Source organism: Clostridioides sp. GD02367, assembly GCF_045900275.1.
GTDB lineage: Bacteria > Bacillota > Clostridia > Peptostreptococcales > Peptostreptococcaceae > Clostridioides > Clostridioides difficile_A.
The window spans coordinates 299,532-319,946 of record NZ_JBJODK010000005.1; the positions used below are offsets into that span (position 1 = coordinate 299,532).

Below are 20,415 nucleotides of genomic sequence, written 5' to 3' on the forward strand. Positions count from 1 at the left end.
TATTTAATATTTAAATTACTCTTTATCTATATTATTTACAACATCCACTTAATAAATACACCGTAACCTACAGCTGGGTCATTTTCAATTGCATGAGAGACTGCTCCGATTATTTTATCACCCTGAATTATTGGAGTACCACTCATCCCTTGTACAATACCACCAGTCTGAGATAAAAGTTTTTTATCTGTGATTTTAATTTTAAAACTTTTACTTTCTGGATGTTTTTGGTTTTCTATATCTATAATTTCAATATTATATTTTTTACATTCATTAAAATTATCTTGTAAAATTATTTGAGCTTTTCCTGTTTTAACTTCATCTAAAGAAGCTACTTTATATTTTGTTAAATTAGCAATATCAAAGTTGTTAATTTGACCTCTTATTCCAAAATCAGTATTTTCTGTAAAACTACCAATAATATTTTCTCTTTTTGCATTTATACATCCAACACTACCTTTATAAGATTTTTCTATATTAAGATGTTTAGTTGTAGAAATTGAACCAGATTTAATAGGTATCTTTCTTGCACTACCAACACTTATTGGATGACCTACAGCACCAAATTCTGATGTTTCTGGATTAATATATGTTAAAGTAGCAAACCCAGAAAGTAAATTATTAAAACTAATTTTTTCTAATATGTGCTTAGTCGTTTTCATCGTTATAAGTTGACCACCTCTATTTAATAAAATAGATACTGGTTTTTCTTCTGGTAAAGCATTTAGGGTATTTACAAAGTCACTATATCCATCAATCTCAGCATTATTTACTTTTACTATTGCATCACCTAATCTAAGTGGAGATGCTTCACCAGGATTTCTAACAATAATATTTTTTAGTTCTGCATCGATTTGAAGTACATTTCCAATTGGTATTAAATATTCAGGTTCACTTTTTTGTAAATTTTGTGCATAAATTAAATTATTTGAGAAAAAATATAATAAAAATAAAAAAGTTAAAACAATTGTAAATTTAGACTTAGCTAAGTTAGTTCTTTTATTTAAAGCTTTATCTTTAAAATAAAAATTTTTAAGTTGCATAAAACACCTCTTTCTTATTAAATTATTTTAATAATAGAATTGAAGTTTTCTTGCTGCTTCTGTATTATGTTGTGCAAGAATTAGTTTTTAATGCTTGGAAAACTGACTCAATAACACCTTAGTTTTCATAAAAATAAATAAAATAAAGAGTGTATATGATAAAATAGATACATATTCATATAAATTAAAATAAATAATAACTGTCTATCATTAGAAAGGAGCAAAACATGAAAAAATATAGATTGTTAGTTACTTGTATAATTGCCATGGGAATTATAATTATAGGAACATCAAATCCTGTTAGTAATTTTTACAAGACTACAAATTTAATTAGTTCAGGAACTACTACAAATGAAAAAGCAGATAAAGATAAAAACTCAAATGAAAATACAAAAGATAAAGACAAATCAAATTCAAAAAGCAATAAGGAAAAGTCATCAGAAAATAAATCATCAGATAATAAAAATGAAACTCAAAAAAATAAAAAGTTTTTAATTTGTATAGACCCAGGACATCAGGGAAAAGGCGATGGCAATTTAGAACCAGTAGCTCCAGGTTCTTCCTCTCAAAAAGCGAGAGTATCTTCAGGAACAGAGGGTATTGCTACAAAAAAACCAGAATATGTTTTAAACTTAGAAGCATCTCTTGTTTTAAAAAATATATTAGAATCTAAAGGTTATAATGTAATAATGACTAGAGAGACTCATGATATAAATATAAGTAATTCAGAAAGAGCGATACTTGCTAATGATAAAAAAGCAGATATGGTTGTAAGAATACATGCAGATAGTTTAAATAATTCTTCAAAAACTGGTGCATCCATATTAATTCCTGAAAAGGATGGAAAATATACAGCACCTATATATGAAGATAGTAATAAATGTGCTGAATTTATTAAACAAAATATGGAACAAGCTGGAATACAAATTAATGGAATCGTTCAAAGAGGAGATTTGACTGGATTCAACTGGTCAAAAGTTCCAGCTGTATTAGTAGAAATGGGATTTATGAGTAACTACAATGAAGACCAAATGATGTCAAATCCAGAATATCAAAGAAAAATGATGCAATGTGTTGCAGATGGATTAGATGAGTATTTTAAATAGAGTATAAATAGAGAAAAAGTTGGGTTGGTATTATTTTCCTAATTTTTATCTCTATTTTTTATTGTACATAATATAAAGATAAAGATTATTCTAGGTTAAATTGTTGTAAATATAACTAAAAATATTGGTAATACTTGATTTAAGTTTAAAAAGAATATATTATAGTATAGAATGTGTAAAATTTTTTTGAGAGGTGTTAGAATGCTAGTAGTAGAAAACGTGAGTCATGGATTTGGTGCTAGAACAATATTAGAAAATGTATCTTTTAGACTTAGAAAAGGTGAACATATTGCACTAGTTGGCGCTAATGGAGAAGGAAAATCAAGTTTTTTAAATATAATAACAAAAAAGCTTATGCCAGATGCTGGAAATATAAAATGGTCTTCAAGAGCCACAGTAGGTTACTTAGACCAACATACAGTTCTAAGTAAAGGTAAAACAATAAGAGAAGTGCTTAGAGAAGCTTTTAAGCATATGTTTGATTTAGAGCAAGAAATGATTGCTATGTATGACAAAATGGGAGAAGCTAATGATGATGAGATGAGTAAGCTTCTTGAAGAAACGGCAGAAATACAAACTATACTTGAAAATAGTGGTTTTTATATGATAGATGCTAAGATACAAGAGGTTGCAAATGGTCTTGGTCTTGGAGAGATTGGTCTTGACAAAGATGTAACTGACCTAAGTGGAGGACAGAGAACGAAAGTACTTCTTACTAAACTTCTACTTGAAAATCCTACTATTCTTATATTAGATGAGCCTACAAACTATTTAGATGAAGAACATATAACATGGCTTACTAGATATCTTCAAGAGTATGAAAATAGTTTTGTCCTAGTTTCTCATGATATTGAATTTATAAATAATACTTGTAACGTAATATACCATATGGAAAATGGAGAACTAAATAGATATAAAGGAAACTATGATGAATTTGTAAGACTTAATGACATAAAGAAACGTCAAGAAGAACAAGCTTACGATAAACAAGTTGAAGAAAGAAAAAGATTAGAGGACTTTGTAGCTAGAAATAAGGCTAGAGTAGCAACTAGAGGAATGGCTAACAGTAGACAAAAGCAACTTGATAAGATGGAAATATTGGAAAGACCAAAAGAAAAGATAAAGCCTACTTTTTCTTTCAAAGATGCTAGAGCAGCAAGTAAGATAATTTTTGAAACAGAAAGTTTAATTTTAGGATATGATGAAGCATTGACAAAGCCACTTAATTTCCATTTAGAAAGAGGAAAGAAGATAGCTTTAAAAGGAATGAATGGTATTGGAAAATCTACTTTATTAAAGACTTTACTTGGAATAATAAAACCATTTGAAGGAAGTGTTAAGTTAGGTGATTATCTAGAAGTTGGATATTTTGAACAAGAGAGTTCAAAAGAAAATAGTAATACACCTATGGATGAAATTTGGAGTGAATTCCCAGGACTTACAAACTTTGAAGTTAGACAAGCTCTTGCAAAATGTGGACTTACAAATGAGCATATAACTAGTCAAATGAGAGTACTAAGTGGAGGAGAAGCTGCAAAGGTTAGACTTTGTAAAGTAATGCTAAAAAATATAAATTTCTTAGTACTAGATGAGCCTACAAATCACTTAGATGTTGAAGCGAAAGATGAATTGAAGAAAGCCATAAAAGAATTTAAGGGAACAGTTCTTTTGGTATGTCATGAACCAGAATTTTATTCAGACATTGTTGATGATGTATGGAATATAGAAGATTTTACAACTAAAATAGTGTAGTGCTTTAATTTATTACTGGGGGGATTTCATGAAAAAATTTCTAAATATACTTTTTTCAATATGTATAAGTATAGTTATAATAGTAGGAGTTATTAATTTTACTGTTGGGTTTAAACAACTATATTATTTTGATGTTGATTATCTAAATATATCAGAGTTATCTGGTCTATCTAAGGATGATATAAAATTAAACTACGATTATCTGATTGATTATAATCTAAATAAGAATGTGTCTGAGTTTAAGTTACCCACATTAAAATCTTCTCCACAGGGAAAGATACATTTTGAAGAAGTGAGAAATATATTTCAAAACATCAATAAACTAGCTAAAGTACTAATGATAGTATCTTTAATAGGAATTATATTTAATGCAAAAAATAAAAATATAAAAATTTTAAAAACTACATCAATAACGCTTATAATTATGCCATTATTATTGGCAGTTCCAGTTTTATTGAATTTTGAAAAATCATTTATTATTTTTCATAAATTATTATTTAGAAATGATTACTGGATATTTAGTCCAGATTTAGACCCAGTTATAAATATATTGCCAGAAGAATTCTTTTTTCATGCTGGTGTGATGATTTTAATGTTGATTTTATTAGTAAGTATATTACTTTTTGTAATATATAAGTTATGCAAATCAACTAAATTAAAAATGAGATAGACTAAAGTTATACAATAAAAATAGCTATGTAATAATATTTAGACTAAGAGTAGTTAATAAATATTTGTGCATAGCTATTTCTAATGAGAAATTATTTTTTACTAGTAATTTTAACTAAATCTTGAAATTTCCCCATAATATAATTATAATTATCTTTTTTATGAGGGAGCATGCAACTACTGCAATCTTTGATACCTTTATCTGTATACTTGAAGTTTCCACCACAATTTTCTCCTAAAGCATACAAAGGACAATAGCAAAATAAACAATTAAATTCTTCTGGTTTATTAGTTTTATGACAAGGGAAAAATTCACAATCTTTGTGATTAAAAAACTTATAATTTTCGCCCATATTTTCCTCCTAAATTAAATAAAATTTAAATCTTTTATAACTATATAAGATTTTGGTGATAATATAATTATACTAAATATTTTTATTAATAGTTGATAATATAGTACTATTAATCATAGTATTAATGGTATAATTAGTCAACAGAAAAATAATGTAAATATATTTTGCAATTATAATATGTTTTATAACAAAAAATGAGGTGATTAAGTGAAAGAAATTCAAGAGAGAGCACTTCTTGTAGGTCTTAATTTGACGACAATAGTGAAAAAAAGTGATGATATAGACACTAGTGAATCCATGGAAGAATTAAAGGAATTAACAAAAGCTGCTGGTGCAGAAGTTGTAGGTAGCTTAATTCAAAACAAGCACTCCATAGATGCAGCTTATTATATAGGAAAAGGTAAGGTAGAAGAAATAAGAGCATATAGTGATTCACTAGATGCTACTTTAGTAATTTTCAATGATGAATTATCTGGTGCTCAAATCAGAAATATAGAGAATGTTGTTGGAAGAAAAGTAATAGATAGAACTACCTTGATTCTGGATATATTTGCTCAAAGGGCGCTTAGTAAAGAGGGTAAATTGCAGGTTGAATTAGCTCAACTAAAATACAGATTACCACGACTTTATGGAATGGGTGGTGAGATGAGTAGGACAGGTGCAGGGATTGGAACTAGAGGTCCTGGAGAACAAAAACTAGAAATAGATAAAAGACATATACTTAATAAAGCAGCAGATATAAGACGTGAACTTAGAGAAGTAAAGAAGAATAGAGAGACACAGAGAGTTAAACGTTTAAAATCAAATATACCAATTGTAGCACTTGTTGGGTATACAAATGCAGGAAAATCTACCCTATTAAACGAATTAATAAAGACACACAAGGATTATGAACAAGAAAAAGAAGTTTTTGTAAAAGATATGCTTTTTGCAACTCTAGATGTAACTTTAAGAAAGGCACTTTTACCAAATAAGAAAGAATTTTTAGTAGTAGATACTGTTGGATTTGTGAGTAAGCTTCCCCATGATTTAGTAGAGGCATTTAAAGCAACACTGGAAGAAGTACAGTATGCAGATTTAATTCTGCATGTAATTGATGCAACAAATACTAGTTATGAATTGCAAAAAAGTACAACTGAAGGTGTATTAAAAGAACTTGGTGTAAATGATAAAAAACATATACTTGTATATAATAAGGTCGATAAGCTAGAATTGGATATATATCCTAAAAGTCAAGAAGATATTGTGTATATTTCTGCTAAACAAGGCATAAATATGGATAAGCTATTAAATCTGATAGAAAGTGCTTTAATGGAAAATACTTATTCAGTAAGCTTAATGTTACCTTATGAGAGAGGTGATATATTTAGTAGAATAAAAGATAAATATAATGTGGAGAATTTTGAGTATGGGGAAAATGGTATAGCATTAGATGTAAACTTGGATGAAGAAGATTTTAATATCTATAGAGAGTACATATTAGAAAAATAGGTTGAATATGGATATTAATTGGGAAAACATAGATAATCTCGAAGATTATTTTATAACCTATCTTCTTTATAAAGAATCTAAAACAGTATCTCAAATTAGTAAGATTAGAAATATTTCAAATACTGAAGCAAGCGAGCAACTTATACAAGCAAAATTGAAAATAAAAGAATTGCAAAAAGAGGATTTTGAGGCATCTAAAGATATTTTGGATAAATTTTTAGAATTAGATAAAATCAAGAGACTTGATTTTATGGATAGCTTAGATGACGAAAAAATGGTATACTTTAAGAGAAAGGTTTTCAAAAGAATCCTTGTGGAAAAAAATGCTGAAGATTTAATTGTTTTAATCTGGGCGACAGGTGAGCTAAAAGATGATAGATTCTTAAAATTACTTCATCAGCTCACAAACCACAGACACTCAGATATTAGAAGGATAACTTATTCAGCCATCAGAAAGATTGAATCACCAATTAGTAGAGAAGTATTACAAAAAGGTCTCTATGATAAAAATGCACAAACTAGGCAGTATTGTGCAAAAGCTCTTTCAAAATTAGGAGATGAAAACAGTCTAAAGATTTTACAGCAGTTGAAAGACAAGAATAAGAATTTTGAAAAAGAGTATGTGCTTAGAGCTTATGACGAAGCCATTAAAGCATTGGAAGATGCGAAAAATTTGAAAAAGTAATTTTTTATTAAAGCAATTTGTTTACTTAACGATGTATTTCTAGAGTTTAACAAGGTAATAAATAAATTAATGGGAGGGGTTTCAAATGATAGTAAGACGTTGTGCAGGTGGAGTAGTTTTTTATGCTAATAAAGTACTTATTGTAAAAAATGATAGAGGTGAATGGACACTTCCAAAAGGAAAAATACTTGGAGGAGGACTTCCATATGAGAGTGCTGTTCAAAGAGTTAAAGTAGAAACTGGCATAGATGCTAAAATGATAGATGTAGCTGGCGATACTATGTATGAATTTTTCTCAAGAAGTAGACAACAAGAAGTTTGTAATGCAATAATGTGGTATGTTATGGAAGCTTGTAACACTGATTGTGTACTTGCTCCTGAATTCCAAGAAGGTGGATTTTATAAAGTAAAAGATGCTTTAGAAATGTTGTCACATCACAAAGAGCAAGCTTTAGTAGAAGTATCTTATAAAAAGTTTAAAGAATTAAAAAAATTAGTTTCAGAGGGCGATGATGTTCCAGCAAATTAATAGTGAATTTAGAGAATTCTGAGGAAGGGTTAGCCCCTTCCTTTTTTAATTGAAAATATTTTAAACATAAATTAGATAGTTGGCTTAGATTATAATTTAGAAATCTAAATTTTTAGTAATTTATATCTAAAATTAGTGACCTATATTTGAAATAAAAATTAAAAAGTATACAATTTTATTATATAATTGTTTTATAACATTGATTAAAGAAGTGATAAAAATCTATCTATTTTTTAGTAGAATAATTTTATATATAAATACATATTTGATGTATATCTTAGAAAATGATTAAAATAGGAGGAATTATAATGAGCAATTACAGGACATTACATGAATTTGGAACTGATGAAATAACAATTGAAAAGTCTGTTTTTATTGGATATGCTAAGCCTATAAAGAGTGAAGATGAAGCACTAGAATTTATAAATGAAATAAAGAAAAAGCATAAAGATGCAACTCATAATGTATGGGCTTATACAGTTGGGCAAAATATGAATATACAAAGATACAGTGATGATGGAGAGCCACAAGGAACAGCAGGTATACCTACATTAGAAGTTATAAAAAAAGAAGATTTAAGAGATGTAGCAGTTGTTGTTACTAGGTATTTTGGTGGAACAAAATTAGGTGCAGGTGGTCTAGTTAGAGCTTATACAAAAGGTGCTAAGTTGGGGTTAGAAGCAGGAAAGATAATTTATAAGGTAATGTATCAAGAAGTTAAGATTAAAATAGATTATACTCAACTTGGAAAAGTACAAAATGAATTAATGAATTTGGGGTATTTTATAAAAGATACAATATATGAAGATAATGTTGAGATAATAGTATATTCGAAATTAGAAGATGTGGAAAATTTATCAGAAAAAATGGTTGATATAACAAATGGAACAGGAAAAATAGTTTTAGGAGAAGAATTTTATTTATCTGAACAAAATGGAGAAATATTATTGTAATCTAAAAATATTAAAAGAATTAATTATATTAAACATTCAATTTTTATCTTAAAATGAAATCTTAAAATGAAAAGCCATTAAATTGTTTTAATCTAAATCAATTTAATGGCTTTTTATTAGATTTTGCACAGAATCCTTTTTTTACTTCAAATAAGCCAACTAGAAGCAGAAATATACCAAATATTCTCTTTAGTATATCTGAAGATAGATAATTAGCTAATAGTGAACCAAATATAGCACCTAAGACCCCAAATACAGCTATGGGTATAACCAATTTAAAAACTACATTTTTATTTTTTATATGTATAGCCAATGCTATAAGTGTCATAGGGATAGATGAAAGTAAATTTACACTTTGAGCTATTTTAGTATCTATACCAGCAAGTAAAACTAGTGCAGGTATAAGTATGGTTCCTCCACCCATTCCCATTCCTCCGATAATCCCTGCAAAAAATCCAATTAAAGCAAATAACATTAGAACACCATCCTTAATGCTGCAATTATCATGATTATTCCAAAAGAAATCCTAAGAAACTTTCCAGTAACTTTATTTAGTAGTTTTGCTCCTATGATACCACCAAGAATACTTCCAACAGCAACCTTTATTGTCAAATTAACGTCGTAAGTACCCTTAGATACATATAAAACAGAACTTGCTGTCGTTAAGAAAATTATTATAGAAAGAGCAGTTGCATGAGATTTATGTTCTTCTACCTTAACGATGTCATTTAATATTGGAACTAAAAGAGTACCTCCTCCAGACCCAAAAACTCCATTTATAAACCCTGTAAAAACTCCAATTATCGTATTTTTCAAATTAAAATCAAGATATTTTTTCTTTAAATCATCAGTTTTTTTCATAAAAATCACCTTCTGAAATAGTTTTACCAAAATAGGCAAATTATATTTATATAAAAGTAAGATTAAATATAATATTTCATATTTACGTAATTTTGCATAAAAAAAAACATATTAAAACAACATATTAATATATGGTATAATATATTAAAACAAAGTAGCAAATTTGAGAGGAGATAACAATGTCAAATATAAAAATACAAATAGACAAAACTGTAGAATGGCTTATAAATAAGGTTAATGAGGCAAATGCAAAAGGATTAATTGTCGGTGTATCTGGGGGAATTGATTCAGCAGTAGTTGCTAATTTAATTAAAAAGGCATTTCCAGAAAACTCTATGGGAGTTATAATGAGCATAAAAAGTAATCCTCAAGATAGAGAAGATGCACTTAAGGTTATAGAAGGTTGTGATATAGAATACCTTGATTTAGACCTTATAGAACCACAAAGTGCTATATTAGACATGGTAGTAGGAAATTTAAAAGAGAAACATTTATATAGAGAAGAATATTTAAAAATGACAGATGCAAATCTAAGAGCAAGAGTAAGAATGAGTACTATTTATACAATTGCTAACAATCTAGGATATCTAGTTGTTGGTACAGATAATGCTGCAGAAATACACACAGGATATTTTACTAAATTTGGTGATGGTGGAGTTGATATTTTACCAATTGCAAATTTAACTAAAGGCGAAGTGTATGAATGGGCAAAAGAACTTGGTGTTCATGAAGATTTAATAAATAAAGCTCCTTCTGCAGGTCTTTGGGAAGGTCAAACAGATGAAAATGAAATGGGAACTACTTACAATATGATAGATGCTGTGTTGCAAGGTAGATTAGATGAAGTTCCTCAAAGAGACCAAGAGATAATTGAAAGACTTCATAGAATAAGTGAACATAAGAGAAAAACGCCTGCACAACCTCCTAAGTTCTAATTTACTATTTTAAAGATTTGTGATAAAATTTACAGGTGATAAAAATTAGAATAACTAATTGTACGTATTAAGGAGTGGAAATATGGGACGTATAGGTAATATAATTAATAGAAAAGGTAAACAAGATGCTCAAAGAGCAAAAATATTTACTAAACATGCTAGAGCAATAGCAGTTGCTGCTAAAGAAGGTGGAGCAGACCCAGAGTATAATGCAGCTTTAAAGACAGCTATAGAAAAAGCTAAGGCAGATAATATGCCAAATGATAATATAGATAGAGCTATCGCTAAAGGTGCCGGAGCAGGTGCTGGTGATGACTATGAAACTATAGTTTATGAAGGTTATGGTCCTGGTGGAGTTGCAGTTATAGTAGAAACTTTAACTGACAACAAAAACAGAACTGCTGGTAATGTTAGATATTACTTCGATAAAAATGGAGGAAACTTAGGAACTAGTGGATGTGTGTCTTTTATGTTTGATAAAAAAGGACAGATATTAGTTGGTTCAGGAGATGGAATTTCAGAAGAAGAATTGATGGATATTGCATTAGAAGCAGGAGCTGAGGATTTTATAACAGAAGAAGACGGTTATGAAATAATAACTACACCAGAAGATTTTTCTGTTGTACGCGATGAGTTAAAAGCTAAAGGGTATGAGTTTATATCTGCTGATGTAAAGATGATACCTCAAACTACAACTGTATTAACTGAAGAAGCTCATTTAAAAATGATGAATAAATTAGTTGATATGCTTGAAGAAGATGATGATGTTCAAGATATATATCATAACTGGGAAATAGAAGAATAAATGTTCTAATATCTTAGAAATGTATACACCTCTAAACCATGTTTGCATAATAATATGTAAATATGGTTCAGAGGTGTTTTTATATTTATAAAAATTGTTCTATAAAGATATATTTTATAAAACAATAATATTATAACAACGTTAAGAAATCTATACTATTGAGACAAATACGTAGTAAAGTATCAAAAATGAGACTATATTCTCAAAAGTGAGACTGGATTTTTTTAGTATTTTCTCGAAAATGAGACAAAAATATGATTTTATGGATTTTATTGCAGAAAAATTCTTTAATAAATTATGATTTAATCAGTTTTAAAGCCAAAACCTATTAAAAATTTAGTGAAATTTATGTATATTTTGTTTATTTCATTAAAAAAAACAATTTTTTAACAAAAATAATGGAATTTAATAGAAGTTGGCGTAGAACTTGCTAATATATATCAACAAGAAATGTAGAAAAAATAACAATGTATAATGGGGGGAATATGATGGGATTTGAAATGGAAAATTTGAAAAATCTTAAGGTAGAACTTAAGGATAAAGTCTGTGTTATTACTATAAATAGACCTAAGGCTTTAAATGCTCTTAATAATGACACTCTTAGAGAGTTATCTCAAGTTATTGATGTAATATCAGAAAACGAGGAAATATTAGGAGTTATTATTACTGGAGAAGGTAAAGTTTTTGTAGCTGGAGCTGACATACGTCAGATGCAAAACTATAAAAGTGAAGAAGGCAGAAGATATGCAGGTTATGCACAAGGGATTTTTGACAAAATTGAAGCTCTTGAGAAAACGGTAATAGCAGCAGTTAATGGATATGCACTAGGTGGTGGATGTGAACTTGCTATGAGTTGTGACATTAGAATTGCATCAGAAAAGGCTATATTTGGACAGCCTGAAGTTAATTTAGGAGTAATTCCGTGTTTTGGTGGAACTCAAAGATTATCAAGACTTGTTGGAACTGGGATAGCCAAAGAATTAATTTTTACAGGAAGGCAAGTAAATGCAGAAGAAGCTAAATCTATTGGTCTTATTAATAAAGTAGTTCCAAGTGATGTGCTTTTAGAAGAGGCAATGAAGATGATGAATCAAATAGTTGAAAAAGCACCAATAGCAATAAGATATGCAAAAGTAGTTATTAATAAAGGAATAGATATGGATTTAAAAAATGCTCTTGAACTAGAGAAAGATATTGCAGGTTTAACTTTTGCTACAAGAGATAAACAAGAGGGTATGGATGCATTTATAGAGAAGAGAAAGCCAGTTTTTGAGAATAAGTAGCTATTATAACCAAATTGGAATAAATGTAGAAAATATTCAAAATCTAAATTTCGTGAAGAAACACACAGAGTTTAATTTTAAAAGGAGTTAATTTATGAATGCGGGAGTAATTATAAGTTTAGTAGGGATTATTATAGCCCTATCCCTTCTAGTTGTAATGGTTATGAAGGGAGTAAATATTTTTATAATAGCAATTGTATGTTCACTACTAGTTGCTATAACAGGAAATCTAAATGTATATAATGCACTCAAGGTGGATTATATGGCAGGTTTTGTTGGATTTCTCCAGGCGAATTTCTTTATTTTCCTAACAGGTACTTTAATGGGAAAAATAATGGAGATTACTGGTGGAGCGAAATCTATTGCTAAGATGATTGTAAGATGGATTGGTAAGGATAAAGCATTACTTTCTATTCCAATAGCTTGTGGAATATTAGCCTATGGAGGAGTAAGTGTTTTCGTTGTAAGTTTTGCAGTGTTTCCGATAGCTTTGGAAATCTTTAAAGAAGCTGATTTGCCACGTCGATTTATACCAGCAGCCTTGACTTTTGGATGTTCAACTTTTGCAATGGTTGCACCAGGAGCACCACAGATTCATAATATTGTCCCAGCTTCAACATTAGGGACAGACATTATGGCTGGTGCAGTAAATGGATTTATATCATGTGCAGTAATGTTTGTTGTTGGAAGCATCATTTTATATAGAATGGTTTCAAAAGAAAAAGCCAATGGTGGGCATTTTATAGCACATGAATCAGATATATTTGATGAAGTAGCAGCAACTAATTCGAAGAGAGGAAATGGTCCTAATGGTCTAATTGCGTTAATTCCATTAATAGTATCAATATTAATAATTAATGTAAAAATTAATGGACAAGCAATAGTACCAATTGAGGTAGGAGTGTTTATTGGAGCGTTATTAGTGTATTTATTGTTAAATAAATATCAAGATAATTCCAAAATAGTTGGACATGTTGGTGATGCATGTAAAACTACAGTAGTAGCAATATGTAATACTTGTGCTGTAGTTGCATTTGGCTCAGTTGTAAAATCAGCAGTTGGTTTTGACTTTATAGTTAATGCTATGACTAATATTCCTGGACCTCCTATTGCAGGAGCTGCTGTTGGAACTACAGTTATTGCAGGTATATGTGGGTCAGCTTCAGGTGGACTTGGAATCGCAGCTCCACTTCTTGGACCAGTATTTTTAGCTAAGGGTGTTTCTGCAGCGGCATTAACTAGAACTATGGCAATTTCATCAGCAGCATTGGATTCACTTCCTCATAACGGATATATCGTTACTGTAACAAATGGTCTATGTAAAGAATCACATAAAGATGCTTATATGCCAATATTCTGGGTGACTGTTTTGACCCCAATTATTGGAACCGTAGTAGCAGTTCTTATGTTTACGATGTTCCCAGGATTACCATAAAAGAAAAGATGAAAAATATACATTATATTTTGATATTGTAAAACTAATTTTCAAAATATGTACAATAAATTTTATGATTTAATACTATAAATAAAATATTTAAAATACCAAATCTACAGTATAAGGAGGAATTGAAAGTGTTAAATAAACCATTAGAAGGTGTTAAGGTAATTGACTTAACATATTTTGTAGCAGGTCCAGGAACTTCTAAAATATTAGCTGACTGGGGTGCTGATGTAATTAAAGTAGAGCCAAGCTTTGGAGACCCCGGAAGAAAGACAGGGGCAACAATGACAATGCCAATAGATGATTATAATAATCCTTTTTACAGTACATATAATTCAAATAAAAGAGGTTTGTCTATAAATCTTAAGAGTGAAGCTGGAATTGAAATTATGGATAAGCTTTTAAGTGAAGCAAACGTGTTTGTTTCAAGCTATAGAACAGGAGCATTAAAAAGGCTAGGTCTTGACTATGAATCATTAAGTAAAAAACACCCACATCTTATCTGGGGACAAATAAATGGTTTTGGTGATTTTGGACCTGCTAAGGACAATGCAGGATTTGATACAGTTGCCTTTTGGGCAAGAAGTGGAGCTATGCTTGATATAGCAGAGAAGGATACAAGTCCAATAAACCCACCTATAGCCTTTGGAGATGCAACAACTTCTTGTAGCTTATCTGGAGGTATATGTGCAGCTTTATACCAACAAGCTAAGACTGGAAAAGGTCAAAAGGTAATGGCATCTTTGTTTGGACAAGCAATATGGAATGCATCATCTTTATTGGCATCTACACAGTTTAGTGATGAGTATCCAAAAACTAGAAAGAATGCCATTTCTCCAGTAATAAATTCTTATCGTTGTAAGGATGGAAAGTGGATATTCTTAAGTATCCTAGAACATGAAAGATATTTTGAGGCACTTTGCAGATTATTTGGAAGAGAAGATTTGATAAAAGAAGAGAGATTTGCATCTTCAGTAGAAAGTAAGAAAAATGCTACAGAGCTTATTAATATTTTAGATGGTGAGTTTGCAAAATTTACTCAAAATGAGATGGTTGAAAAGCTTACTACTGCGGATATAGCCCATGAAAGAATTCAGCATGTTAATGATGTAGTAACTGATGAACAGGCTATTGCTAATAACTATATATATGAACATACAAGTAAAAATGGAAATAAGACAATGCTTGCATCCACTCCAGTTAAGTTTGGAAATATTGAAGTTAATATGACTTGTGATGCTCCACTTATAGGAGAACATTCAGATGAGATATTGAGAGAACTTGGATACAGTGATTCTGATATAGAAGCTCTAATTGAATCTGGAATTGTAGCAATGAATAAAGAAACATGTGAACTATGTTAATAAATAGGAGGAAATTTTATGGATTTTAGATTAACAGAAGCCCAAGTAATGCTTCAAAGAGTAGCAAGAGAATTTGCAGAGAATGAAATAGCACCAATAGCTGCAGAAACAGATAAAACTGGTATTTTCCCAAGAGAACTTTTTAGCAAAATGGCTAAGATAGGATTTAATGGTATTGGGACACCTGTTGAATATGGAGGCTCTGGTGGAGCAGATATAGAAAAGGTAATTGTTGTTAATGAGGTTGCCAAAAAATGTGCAGCATCTGCAGCAATACTATCAATACACACAATATATGCTCAAGCTATTTTGAAATTTGGTACTGAGGAACAAAAGAAGAAATATCTTCCAATGATGGCTGAAGGTGGGTGTGTAGGAGCTTTTGCTTTAACTGAGCCTAATGCTGGTTCAGATGCTGCAAGAGCTACAACAACTGCAATTATTGATGAAACAACTGATGAATATGTTTTAAATGGAACTAAGTGTTTTATTTCTGGTGGAGGTCAAGCAGAATCATTAATAATATTTGCATTGACAGAACCATCAAAGGGAATAAAGGGAATGTCTGCTATTATAGTTGACAAAGGTACTCCAGGTTTCTCAATAGGAAAAATTGAAGAAAAAATGGGTATACATGGTTCAGAAACTGCAGAATTAATATTTGATAACTGTAGAGTTCCAAAGTGTAACCTATTAGGAAAAGAAGGAAAAGGCTTCAACATAGCTATGACTTGTCTAGATGGTGCAAGAATTGGAGTTGGAGCTCAAGCTGTAGGAATTGCTGAAGGGGCTTTAGAAGAAAGTATCAAATATTCTAAAGAAAGAGTTCAATTTGGCAAGCCAATTTCAGCTTTGCAAGGCATTCAATGGTATATTGCAGATATGGCTACTATGGTGGAATCAGCAAAATTGTTAGTATATTATGCTGCGGACTTGAAAGCTAGAGGCGAAAAACACACTAAAGAAGCTGCCATGGCAAAATACAATGCATCACGTACTGCAAGAGAAGTTACAAATCTAGCTCTCCAAATCCATGGAGGATATGGATATATGAAAGATTATCCATTAGAGAGAATGTACAGAGATGCTAAGATAACAGAAATTTATGAAGGTACTTCAGAAATACACAAGGTTGTTATTTCAAGAGCAGTACTAGGATAGGAGGAAGATTATGAATATAGTTGTTTGCTTAAAGCAAGTTCCAGACACTAACGAAGTTAAAATAAATAAAGAGACAGGTACCCTAATAAGAGATGGTGTACCAAGTATAATCAATCCAGATGATAGAAATGCTTTAGAAGAAGCTTTAAAAATAAAAGATGAACTGGGAGCAGTGATTAAGGTTATAAGCATGGGACCTCCTCAAGCTAAAAACGCTTTAAAAGAAGCTTTGGCGATGGGTGCTGATGAGGCATATTTAATTTCAGATAGAGCTTTTGGTGGCTCAGATACTTGGGCTACATCTACAATTATTGCTGCTGCTATAGAGAAGGTCGGAAAGTATGATGTAATATTCTGTGGAAGACAAGCTATAGATGGAGATACAGCTCAGGTTGGACCAGAGGTTGCAGAATTTTTGGGAGTTCCACAGGTTACCTATGCAAAAGAAGTAAAGGTTCAAGGTGATAAACTACTAGTAACTCGTTATACAGAAACTGGAGATTACTTAATAGAAGCAAAGATGCCAGTTTTATTAACTGCTATAAAAGAGTTAAATAATCCAAGATATCCAAGTGTTAAAGGAATCTTAGAAGCTTACAATAATGGAGATGCAAAAATTACTGTGTTAACACTTTCAGACTTAGATGTTGATACAACTCAAATTGGATTAAAGGGTTCACCTACAAATGTTTACAAGTCGTTTGTACCAGTTAAAGACAAACATAATGAAATAATCGAAGGTATAAATAAGAAAGAAAAAGCTGAAAAGTTAATAGAAATACTATTCGATTTGAAACTAGTATAGGAGTGTTAAGATGATGAGAGCAAAAGTTAATCAAAGTATAAATTTAAATGACTATAATGGAGTTTGGGTAATAGGAGAGCAAAGGGAAGGAAAAATTAATCCAGTTACTATAGAACTTATTGGTGAGGGAAGAAAGCTTGCTGACCAATTAGGAAAAGAGCTTTCAGTTGTAATAGCTGGATATGAAGTAGATAAAGAAGTGAAGGAATTACTTTACTATAGTGTCGATAAAGTATATTATATCAATGACCCTCTTCTTAAAGATTTCACAACTGATGGATATGCAATTTCAATTGCAGATTTAATTGAAGTGAAAAAGCCAGAGGTGGTATTAGTTGGAGCTACTTCTATAGGAAGAGATATTGCACCTAGAATTGCAGGTAAAATTGGAACAGGTCTAACTGCTGACTGTACAAAACTTGAAATAGATTTAACAGACAATAAATTATTACAAACGAGACCAGCCTTTGGTGGAAATTTAATGGCTACTATCGTTTGTCCTAAAAATAGACCACAGATGTCAACTGTTCGTCCAGGAGTTATGGCAAAAGCTATAAGAACTGAATCAGAGAATGGAGTTTTAGAGGTTGTTAATCCAGGACTTACTGAAAAAATGATTAGAACTAGATTAGTAGAAATGCTTCCACAAGAAAAGAAATCTATAAATCTAACTGATGCTAGAATAATAGTTTCTGCAGGAAGAGGATTAAAGAGGGCAGAAGGATTTGAATTAATAAAGGAATTGGCTGATAAATTAGGGGCAGAGATTGGTGCTTCAAGAGCCGCAGTAGATTCAGGGTGGATAGAGCATTCCCATCAAGTTGGACAAACAGGAACTACTGTTAGACCAGAGTTATATATTGCATGTGGTATATCTGGAGCAATACAGCATTTAGCAGGTATGAGTGATTCTAAGTATATAGTTGCTATAAATAAAGATTCAAAAGCACCTATTTTCAATATATGTGACTATGGAATTGTAGGGGATTTATATGAAATCCTACCTGAAATGATAGAGTCATTAAACAGGTAACTTTTAGAAAACATTGAATATATAGAATGGTAAGTCTTATAATATTGTATTGTAAGACTTATTATTTTTGCTGAAGGTTATAGTGGAGGGATGAAACAATGAAAGAGCACTGGTATAAGGATATATTTGCAAGAGTATTATCCATGACTGATGATGGTTTTATTGTTGTAGATAAAGATGGAGTAATCATAGATATTAATGATAAATATTGTGATTTCTTAGGGAAAGCAAAAGAAGATATAATAGGACATAATATACAAATTATTATACCAAATACAAAAATGTTAGATGTTATGAGAGATAAATATTGTGAAGAAGGAGCTATACACCATTACTCAGGTGGAGAAACAAAAGAAAAAAGTGTAATAGTAAGTAGATCTTATGTGGAAAATGACAGTGGAGAAGTGGTTGCAGGTGTAGCTCAAGTTAAGTTTAGATTACAATCATTTGATGTAGCTAAAAAGTTAATGTCAGAATATATGGAACTCCAATATTATAAAGAACAGTTTAAGGATAAATGTAGTTTTGATAAGCTCATAGGTGAAAATAAAGATTTCATAGAGCTTAAGAAAACAGGTATGAAAGCTTCTAAAACGAACTTCTCAGTACTTTTGACAGGGGAAACAGGTACAGGTAAAGAAGTATTTGCTAGAGCAATTCATAATAATAGCAGTAGAGCAGACAAACCTATGGTTAGTATAAACTGTGCTGCAATACCAGAAGAACTATTAGAATCGGAGCTATTTGGATATGACGAAGGAGCTTTTACAGGAGCAAAAAAGGGAGGCAAAAAAGGGAAGTTTTTAGTTGCAAACAATGGCACCATCTTCTTAGATGAAATAGGTGATATGCCTTTAACGATGCAAGCAAAACTTTTAAGAGTTCTTCAGGAAAATGAGATAGAACCAGTTGGAGGTCTTAAAACGATAAAGATAGATGTAAGAGTAATCTCCGCTACAAGAAAGAATTTAAGTAAAATGGTTGAAGAGGGATTATTTAGAGAAGATTTATACTATAGGTTAAATGTAATAAATATTCATATGCTGGAATTAAAGGACAGACAAGATGATATTTTGTTGTTAGCAAATTATATATTAAACAAATTAAATTCTGAATATAAGGAATTGAAGGTTTTAAGTGATAAGGTTAAAAATTGTTTTATTAACTATATTTGGCCAGGAAATATAAGAGAACTACAGAATGTAATAAAAAGTGCTTATGCTGTAAGTGATGATATGGTCATTATGATGTGTGACCTTCCATCTAAAATGGATAATATCAGTAGAGTGGCTCAATGTAATGTGGACAGTAATTGCTCAATTCATGAAATGGTGGAAAATTATGAGAAGAGTTTAATTATTGATGTGTTAACGAAGTATAATTGGAAATGTTCCAAGGCAGCAGAAGTTATGGGAATACATAAAAGTCTTTTATATAAGAAAATAAAAAAGTACGAAATTGAATTAAAGTAATTTCAGCATTTAAATATGATTTAATTGTTTTGGGCATAACAAAACCCTCCTAGTTTTAGACAGATTTACATATTTTAACTGTCTTCTAAGAGGGTTATAGTCCAAATTCAAAGTGAATTTTATCTAGTCTTTACAAAAGCTGTTTTGAATAGGTTGTTATTTAATCATAATTTTCTACTTCTTTATCAAGTTCTTTTCCACAAGAATCACATTTATATATAGCATTATATCCGTAATCATATTCATCAACTATTTTCTTTTGTCTAAATACACCGCCACACTCACATAAGAAACCGATTTTTATAAGTGTAACAATAAATTGTGACTTTATAAATTTTATATCATTACATTTGTCATTAGTATAAAATGTATAAATGTAAGAGTTATCACATTCATCTCTTAATTCAAATTTTTCAATATATGTGCTGTTTTTTAATTCCTCAAATTCTTCTTTAGTCAAGTATGATTTTTGTTGCAATTCCTGTAAGCGTTTAATTTGGTCCATCATTTATATCCTCCCAATAATTTTAGTGTTTTAAGCTTAGACAAGGATTCTAAGTTTTATTAAATTTATCTCAAGGAATTATTTAAATCATATTTAGTTTTATTAATGATAAGATATATAAATTAGATAAAATAAAACTAATTGTAAAAATAATATCCTATGAAAACCT

General features: G+C 30.2%; 21 protein-coding genes. 16 read left to right on the forward strand and 5 right to left on the reverse strand.

The window, feature by feature from the left end; all coding sequences use genetic code 11:
- Positions 1-35 precede the first annotated feature (35 nt).
- Complete coding sequence (locus tag Q3223_RS09505) at positions 36-1,043, reverse strand: SpoIVB peptidase S55 domain-containing protein (RefSeq protein WP_054276077.1); 1,008 nt, start codon at positions 1,041-1,043, stop codon at positions 36-38.
- 227 nt (positions 1,044-1,270) lie between these two features.
- Between Q3223_RS09505 and Q3223_RS09510 the strand changes: the two genes are divergently transcribed.
- From Q3223_RS09510 to Q3223_RS09520, 3 genes are all read left to right on the forward strand, one after another.
- Complete coding sequence (locus tag Q3223_RS09510; RefSeq protein ID WP_054269424.1) at positions 1,271-2,149, forward strand: N-acetylmuramoyl-L-alanine amidase; 879 nt, start codon at positions 1,271-1,273, stop codon at positions 2,147-2,149.
- 201 nt (positions 2,150-2,350) lie between these two features.
- Positions 2,351-3,901, forward strand: a complete 1,551-nt coding sequence (locus Q3223_RS09515) for an ABC-F family ATP-binding cassette domain-containing protein (RefSeq protein WP_054269425.1) — start codon at positions 2,351-2,353, stop codon at positions 3,899-3,901.
- 28 nt (positions 3,902-3,929) lie between these two features.
- Positions 3,930-4,571: a TIGR01906 family membrane protein gene (locus tag Q3223_RS09520; RefSeq protein ID WP_054269426.1), complete on the forward strand. Its 642-nt coding sequence runs from the start codon at positions 3,930-3,932 to the stop codon at positions 4,569-4,571.
- A 91-nt stretch (positions 4,572-4,662) separates the two neighbouring features.
- Here the strand turns inward: Q3223_RS09520 and Q3223_RS09525 are convergent, their stop codons facing one another.
- The gene (locus Q3223_RS09525) at positions 4,663-4,923 is read right to left on the reverse strand and encodes a cysteine-rich small domain-containing protein (protein WP_003418451.1); all 261 of its coding nucleotides are present in this window, start codon (positions 4,921-4,923) and stop codon (positions 4,663-4,665) included.
- 207 nt (positions 4,924-5,130) lie between these two features.
- Between Q3223_RS09525 and hflX the strand changes: the two genes are divergently transcribed.
- From hflX to Q3223_RS09545, 4 genes are all read left to right on the forward strand, one after another.
- A complete protein-coding gene (gene hflX, locus Q3223_RS09530) occupies positions 5,131-6,414 on the forward strand; it encodes a GTPase HflX (protein ID WP_054276078.1) in 1,284 nt (427 codons plus the stop codon).
- A 7-nt stretch (positions 6,415-6,421) separates the two neighbouring features.
- Positions 6,422-7,099 (forward strand): HEAT repeat domain-containing protein, encoded by a 678-nt coding sequence (locus Q3223_RS09535; RefSeq protein ID WP_054276079.1) that lies wholly within the window; start codon positions 6,422-6,424, stop codon positions 7,097-7,099.
- Between the two features lie 85 nt (positions 7,100-7,184).
- Positions 7,185-7,628, forward strand: coding sequence for an NUDIX domain-containing protein (locus tag Q3223_RS09540; RefSeq protein WP_003437525.1), 444 nt, complete (start codon positions 7,185-7,187; stop codon positions 7,626-7,628).
- Positions 7,629-7,936: 308 nt separating this feature from the next.
- On the forward strand, positions 7,937-8,581 hold the full coding sequence (locus Q3223_RS09545; RefSeq protein WP_074179197.1) for a YigZ family protein: 645 nt from the start codon (positions 7,937-7,939) through the stop codon (positions 8,579-8,581).
- Positions 8,582-8,678: 97 nt separating this feature from the next.
- Here the strand turns inward: Q3223_RS09545 and Q3223_RS09550 are convergent, their stop codons facing one another.
- Both Q3223_RS09550 and Q3223_RS09555 read right to left on the reverse strand, forming a co-directional pair.
- The gene (locus Q3223_RS09550; protein ID WP_054269430.1) at positions 8,679-9,056 is read right to left on the reverse strand and encodes a sulfite exporter TauE/SafE family protein; all 378 of its coding nucleotides are present in this window, start codon (positions 9,054-9,056) and stop codon (positions 8,679-8,681) included.
- A complete protein-coding gene (locus Q3223_RS09555) occupies positions 9,056-9,451 on the reverse strand; it encodes a sulfite exporter TauE/SafE family protein (protein WP_407811897.1) in 396 nt (131 codons plus the stop codon). The genes Q3223_RS09550 and Q3223_RS09555 overlap by 1 nt, the downstream gene beginning before the upstream one ends.
- Positions 9,452-9,621: 170 nt before the next feature.
- On the opposite strand from Q3223_RS09555, the gene nadE reads away from it, so the two are divergent.
- From nadE to Q3223_RS09600, 9 genes are all read left to right on the forward strand, one after another.
- On the forward strand, positions 9,622-10,377 hold the full coding sequence (gene nadE, locus Q3223_RS09560) for an NAD(+) synthase (RefSeq protein ID WP_054269432.1): 756 nt from the start codon (positions 9,622-9,624) through the stop codon (positions 10,375-10,377).
- Positions 10,378-10,459: 82 nt separating this feature from the next.
- Positions 10,460-11,182, forward strand: a complete 723-nt coding sequence (locus tag Q3223_RS09565; RefSeq protein ID WP_054269433.1) for a YebC/PmpR family DNA-binding transcriptional regulator — start codon at positions 10,460-10,462, stop codon at positions 11,180-11,182.
- A gap of 485 nt (positions 11,183-11,667) precedes the next feature.
- Positions 11,668-12,465, forward strand: coding sequence for an enoyl-CoA hydratase-related protein (locus tag Q3223_RS09570; RefSeq protein WP_407811898.1), 798 nt, complete (start codon positions 11,668-11,670; stop codon positions 12,463-12,465).
- 94 nt (positions 12,466-12,559) lie between these two features.
- Entirely contained in the window at positions 12,560-13,900 is a 1,341-nt protein-coding gene (locus tag Q3223_RS09575) for a GntP family permease (RefSeq protein WP_054269435.1), read from the forward strand.
- 137 nt (positions 13,901-14,037) lie between these two features.
- On the forward strand, positions 14,038-15,270 hold the full coding sequence (locus tag Q3223_RS09580; RefSeq protein WP_054269436.1) for a CaiB/BaiF CoA-transferase family protein: 1,233 nt from the start codon (positions 14,038-14,040) through the stop codon (positions 15,268-15,270).
- Positions 15,271-15,288: 18 nt separating this feature from the next.
- Complete coding sequence (acrC, locus tag Q3223_RS09585) at positions 15,289-16,431, forward strand: acryloyl-CoA reductase (protein ID WP_167640436.1); 1,143 nt, start codon at positions 15,289-15,291, stop codon at positions 16,429-16,431.
- Positions 16,432-16,441: 10 nt separating this feature from the next.
- Positions 16,442-17,236 (forward strand): electron transfer flavoprotein subunit beta/FixA family protein, encoded by a 795-nt coding sequence (locus Q3223_RS09590; RefSeq protein ID WP_054269438.1) that lies wholly within the window; start codon positions 16,442-16,444, stop codon positions 17,234-17,236.
- Positions 17,237-17,249: 13 nt separating this feature from the next.
- Positions 17,250-18,269, forward strand: a complete 1,020-nt coding sequence (locus Q3223_RS09595; RefSeq protein ID WP_407811901.1) for an electron transfer flavoprotein subunit alpha/FixB family protein — start codon at positions 17,250-17,252, stop codon at positions 18,267-18,269.
- A 98-nt stretch (positions 18,270-18,367) separates the two neighbouring features.
- Positions 18,368-19,741 (forward strand): sigma-54-dependent Fis family transcriptional regulator, encoded by a 1,374-nt coding sequence (locus Q3223_RS09600; RefSeq protein ID WP_054269440.1) that lies wholly within the window; start codon positions 18,368-18,370, stop codon positions 19,739-19,741.
- A gap of 160 nt (positions 19,742-19,901) precedes the next feature.
- Here the strand turns inward: Q3223_RS09600 and Q3223_RS09605 are convergent, their stop codons facing one another.
- A complete protein-coding gene (locus tag Q3223_RS09605) occupies positions 19,902-20,249 on the reverse strand; it encodes a hypothetical protein (RefSeq protein WP_223153301.1) in 348 nt (115 codons plus the stop codon).
- Positions 20,250-20,415: the final 166 nt, after the last annotated feature.

Coding starts and splice junctions, on each gene's coding strand:
- Q3223_RS09505 (WP_054276077.1), bottom strand. CDS start 1,043: ATGCAACTTAAAAATTTTTATTTTAAAGATAAAGCTTTAAATAAAAGA.
- Q3223_RS09510 (WP_054269424.1), top strand. CDS start 1,271: ATGAAAAAATATAGATTGTTAGTTACTTGTATAATTGCCATGGGAATT.
- Q3223_RS09515 (WP_054269425.1), top strand. CDS start 2,351: ATGCTAGTAGTAGAAAACGTGAGTCATGGATTTGGTGCTAGAACAATA.
- Q3223_RS09520 (WP_054269426.1), top strand. CDS start 3,930: ATGAAAAAATTTCTAAATATACTTTTTTCAATATGTATAAGTATAGTT.
- Q3223_RS09525 (WP_003418451.1), bottom strand. CDS start 4,923: ATGGGCGAAAATTATAAGTTTTTTAATCACAAAGATTGTGAATTTTTC.
- Q3223_RS09535 (WP_054276079.1), top strand. CDS start 6,422: ATGGATATTAATTGGGAAAACATAGATAATCTCGAAGATTATTTTATA.
- Q3223_RS09540 (WP_003437525.1), top strand. CDS start 7,185: ATGATAGTAAGACGTTGTGCAGGTGGAGTAGTTTTTTATGCTAATAAA.
- Q3223_RS09545 (WP_074179197.1), top strand. CDS start 7,937: ATGAGCAATTACAGGACATTACATGAATTTGGAACTGATGAAATAACA.
- Q3223_RS09550 (WP_054269430.1), bottom strand. CDS start 9,056: ATGTTATTTGCTTTAATTGGATTTTTTGCAGGGATTATCGGAGGAATG.
- nadE (WP_054269432.1), top strand. CDS start 9,622: ATGTCAAATATAAAAATACAAATAGACAAAACTGTAGAATGGCTTATA.
- Q3223_RS09565 (WP_054269433.1), top strand. CDS start 10,460: ATGGGACGTATAGGTAATATAATTAATAGAAAAGGTAAACAAGATGCT.
- Q3223_RS09570 (WP_407811898.1), top strand. CDS start 11,668: ATGATGGGATTTGAAATGGAAAATTTGAAAAATCTTAAGGTAGAACTT.
- Q3223_RS09575 (WP_054269435.1), top strand. CDS start 12,560: ATGAATGCGGGAGTAATTATAAGTTTAGTAGGGATTATTATAGCCCTA.
- acrC (WP_167640436.1), top strand. CDS start 15,289: ATGGATTTTAGATTAACAGAAGCCCAAGTAATGCTTCAAAGAGTAGCA.
- Q3223_RS09590 (WP_054269438.1), top strand. CDS start 16,442: ATGAATATAGTTGTTTGCTTAAAGCAAGTTCCAGACACTAACGAAGTT.
- Q3223_RS09595 (WP_407811901.1), top strand. CDS start 17,250: ATGAGAGCAAAAGTTAATCAAAGTATAAATTTAAATGACTATAATGGA.
- Q3223_RS09600 (WP_054269440.1), top strand. CDS start 18,368: ATGAAAGAGCACTGGTATAAGGATATATTTGCAAGAGTATTATCCATG.
- Q3223_RS09605 (WP_223153301.1), bottom strand. CDS start 20,249: ATGATGGACCAAATTAAACGCTTACAGGAATTGCAACAAAAATCATAC.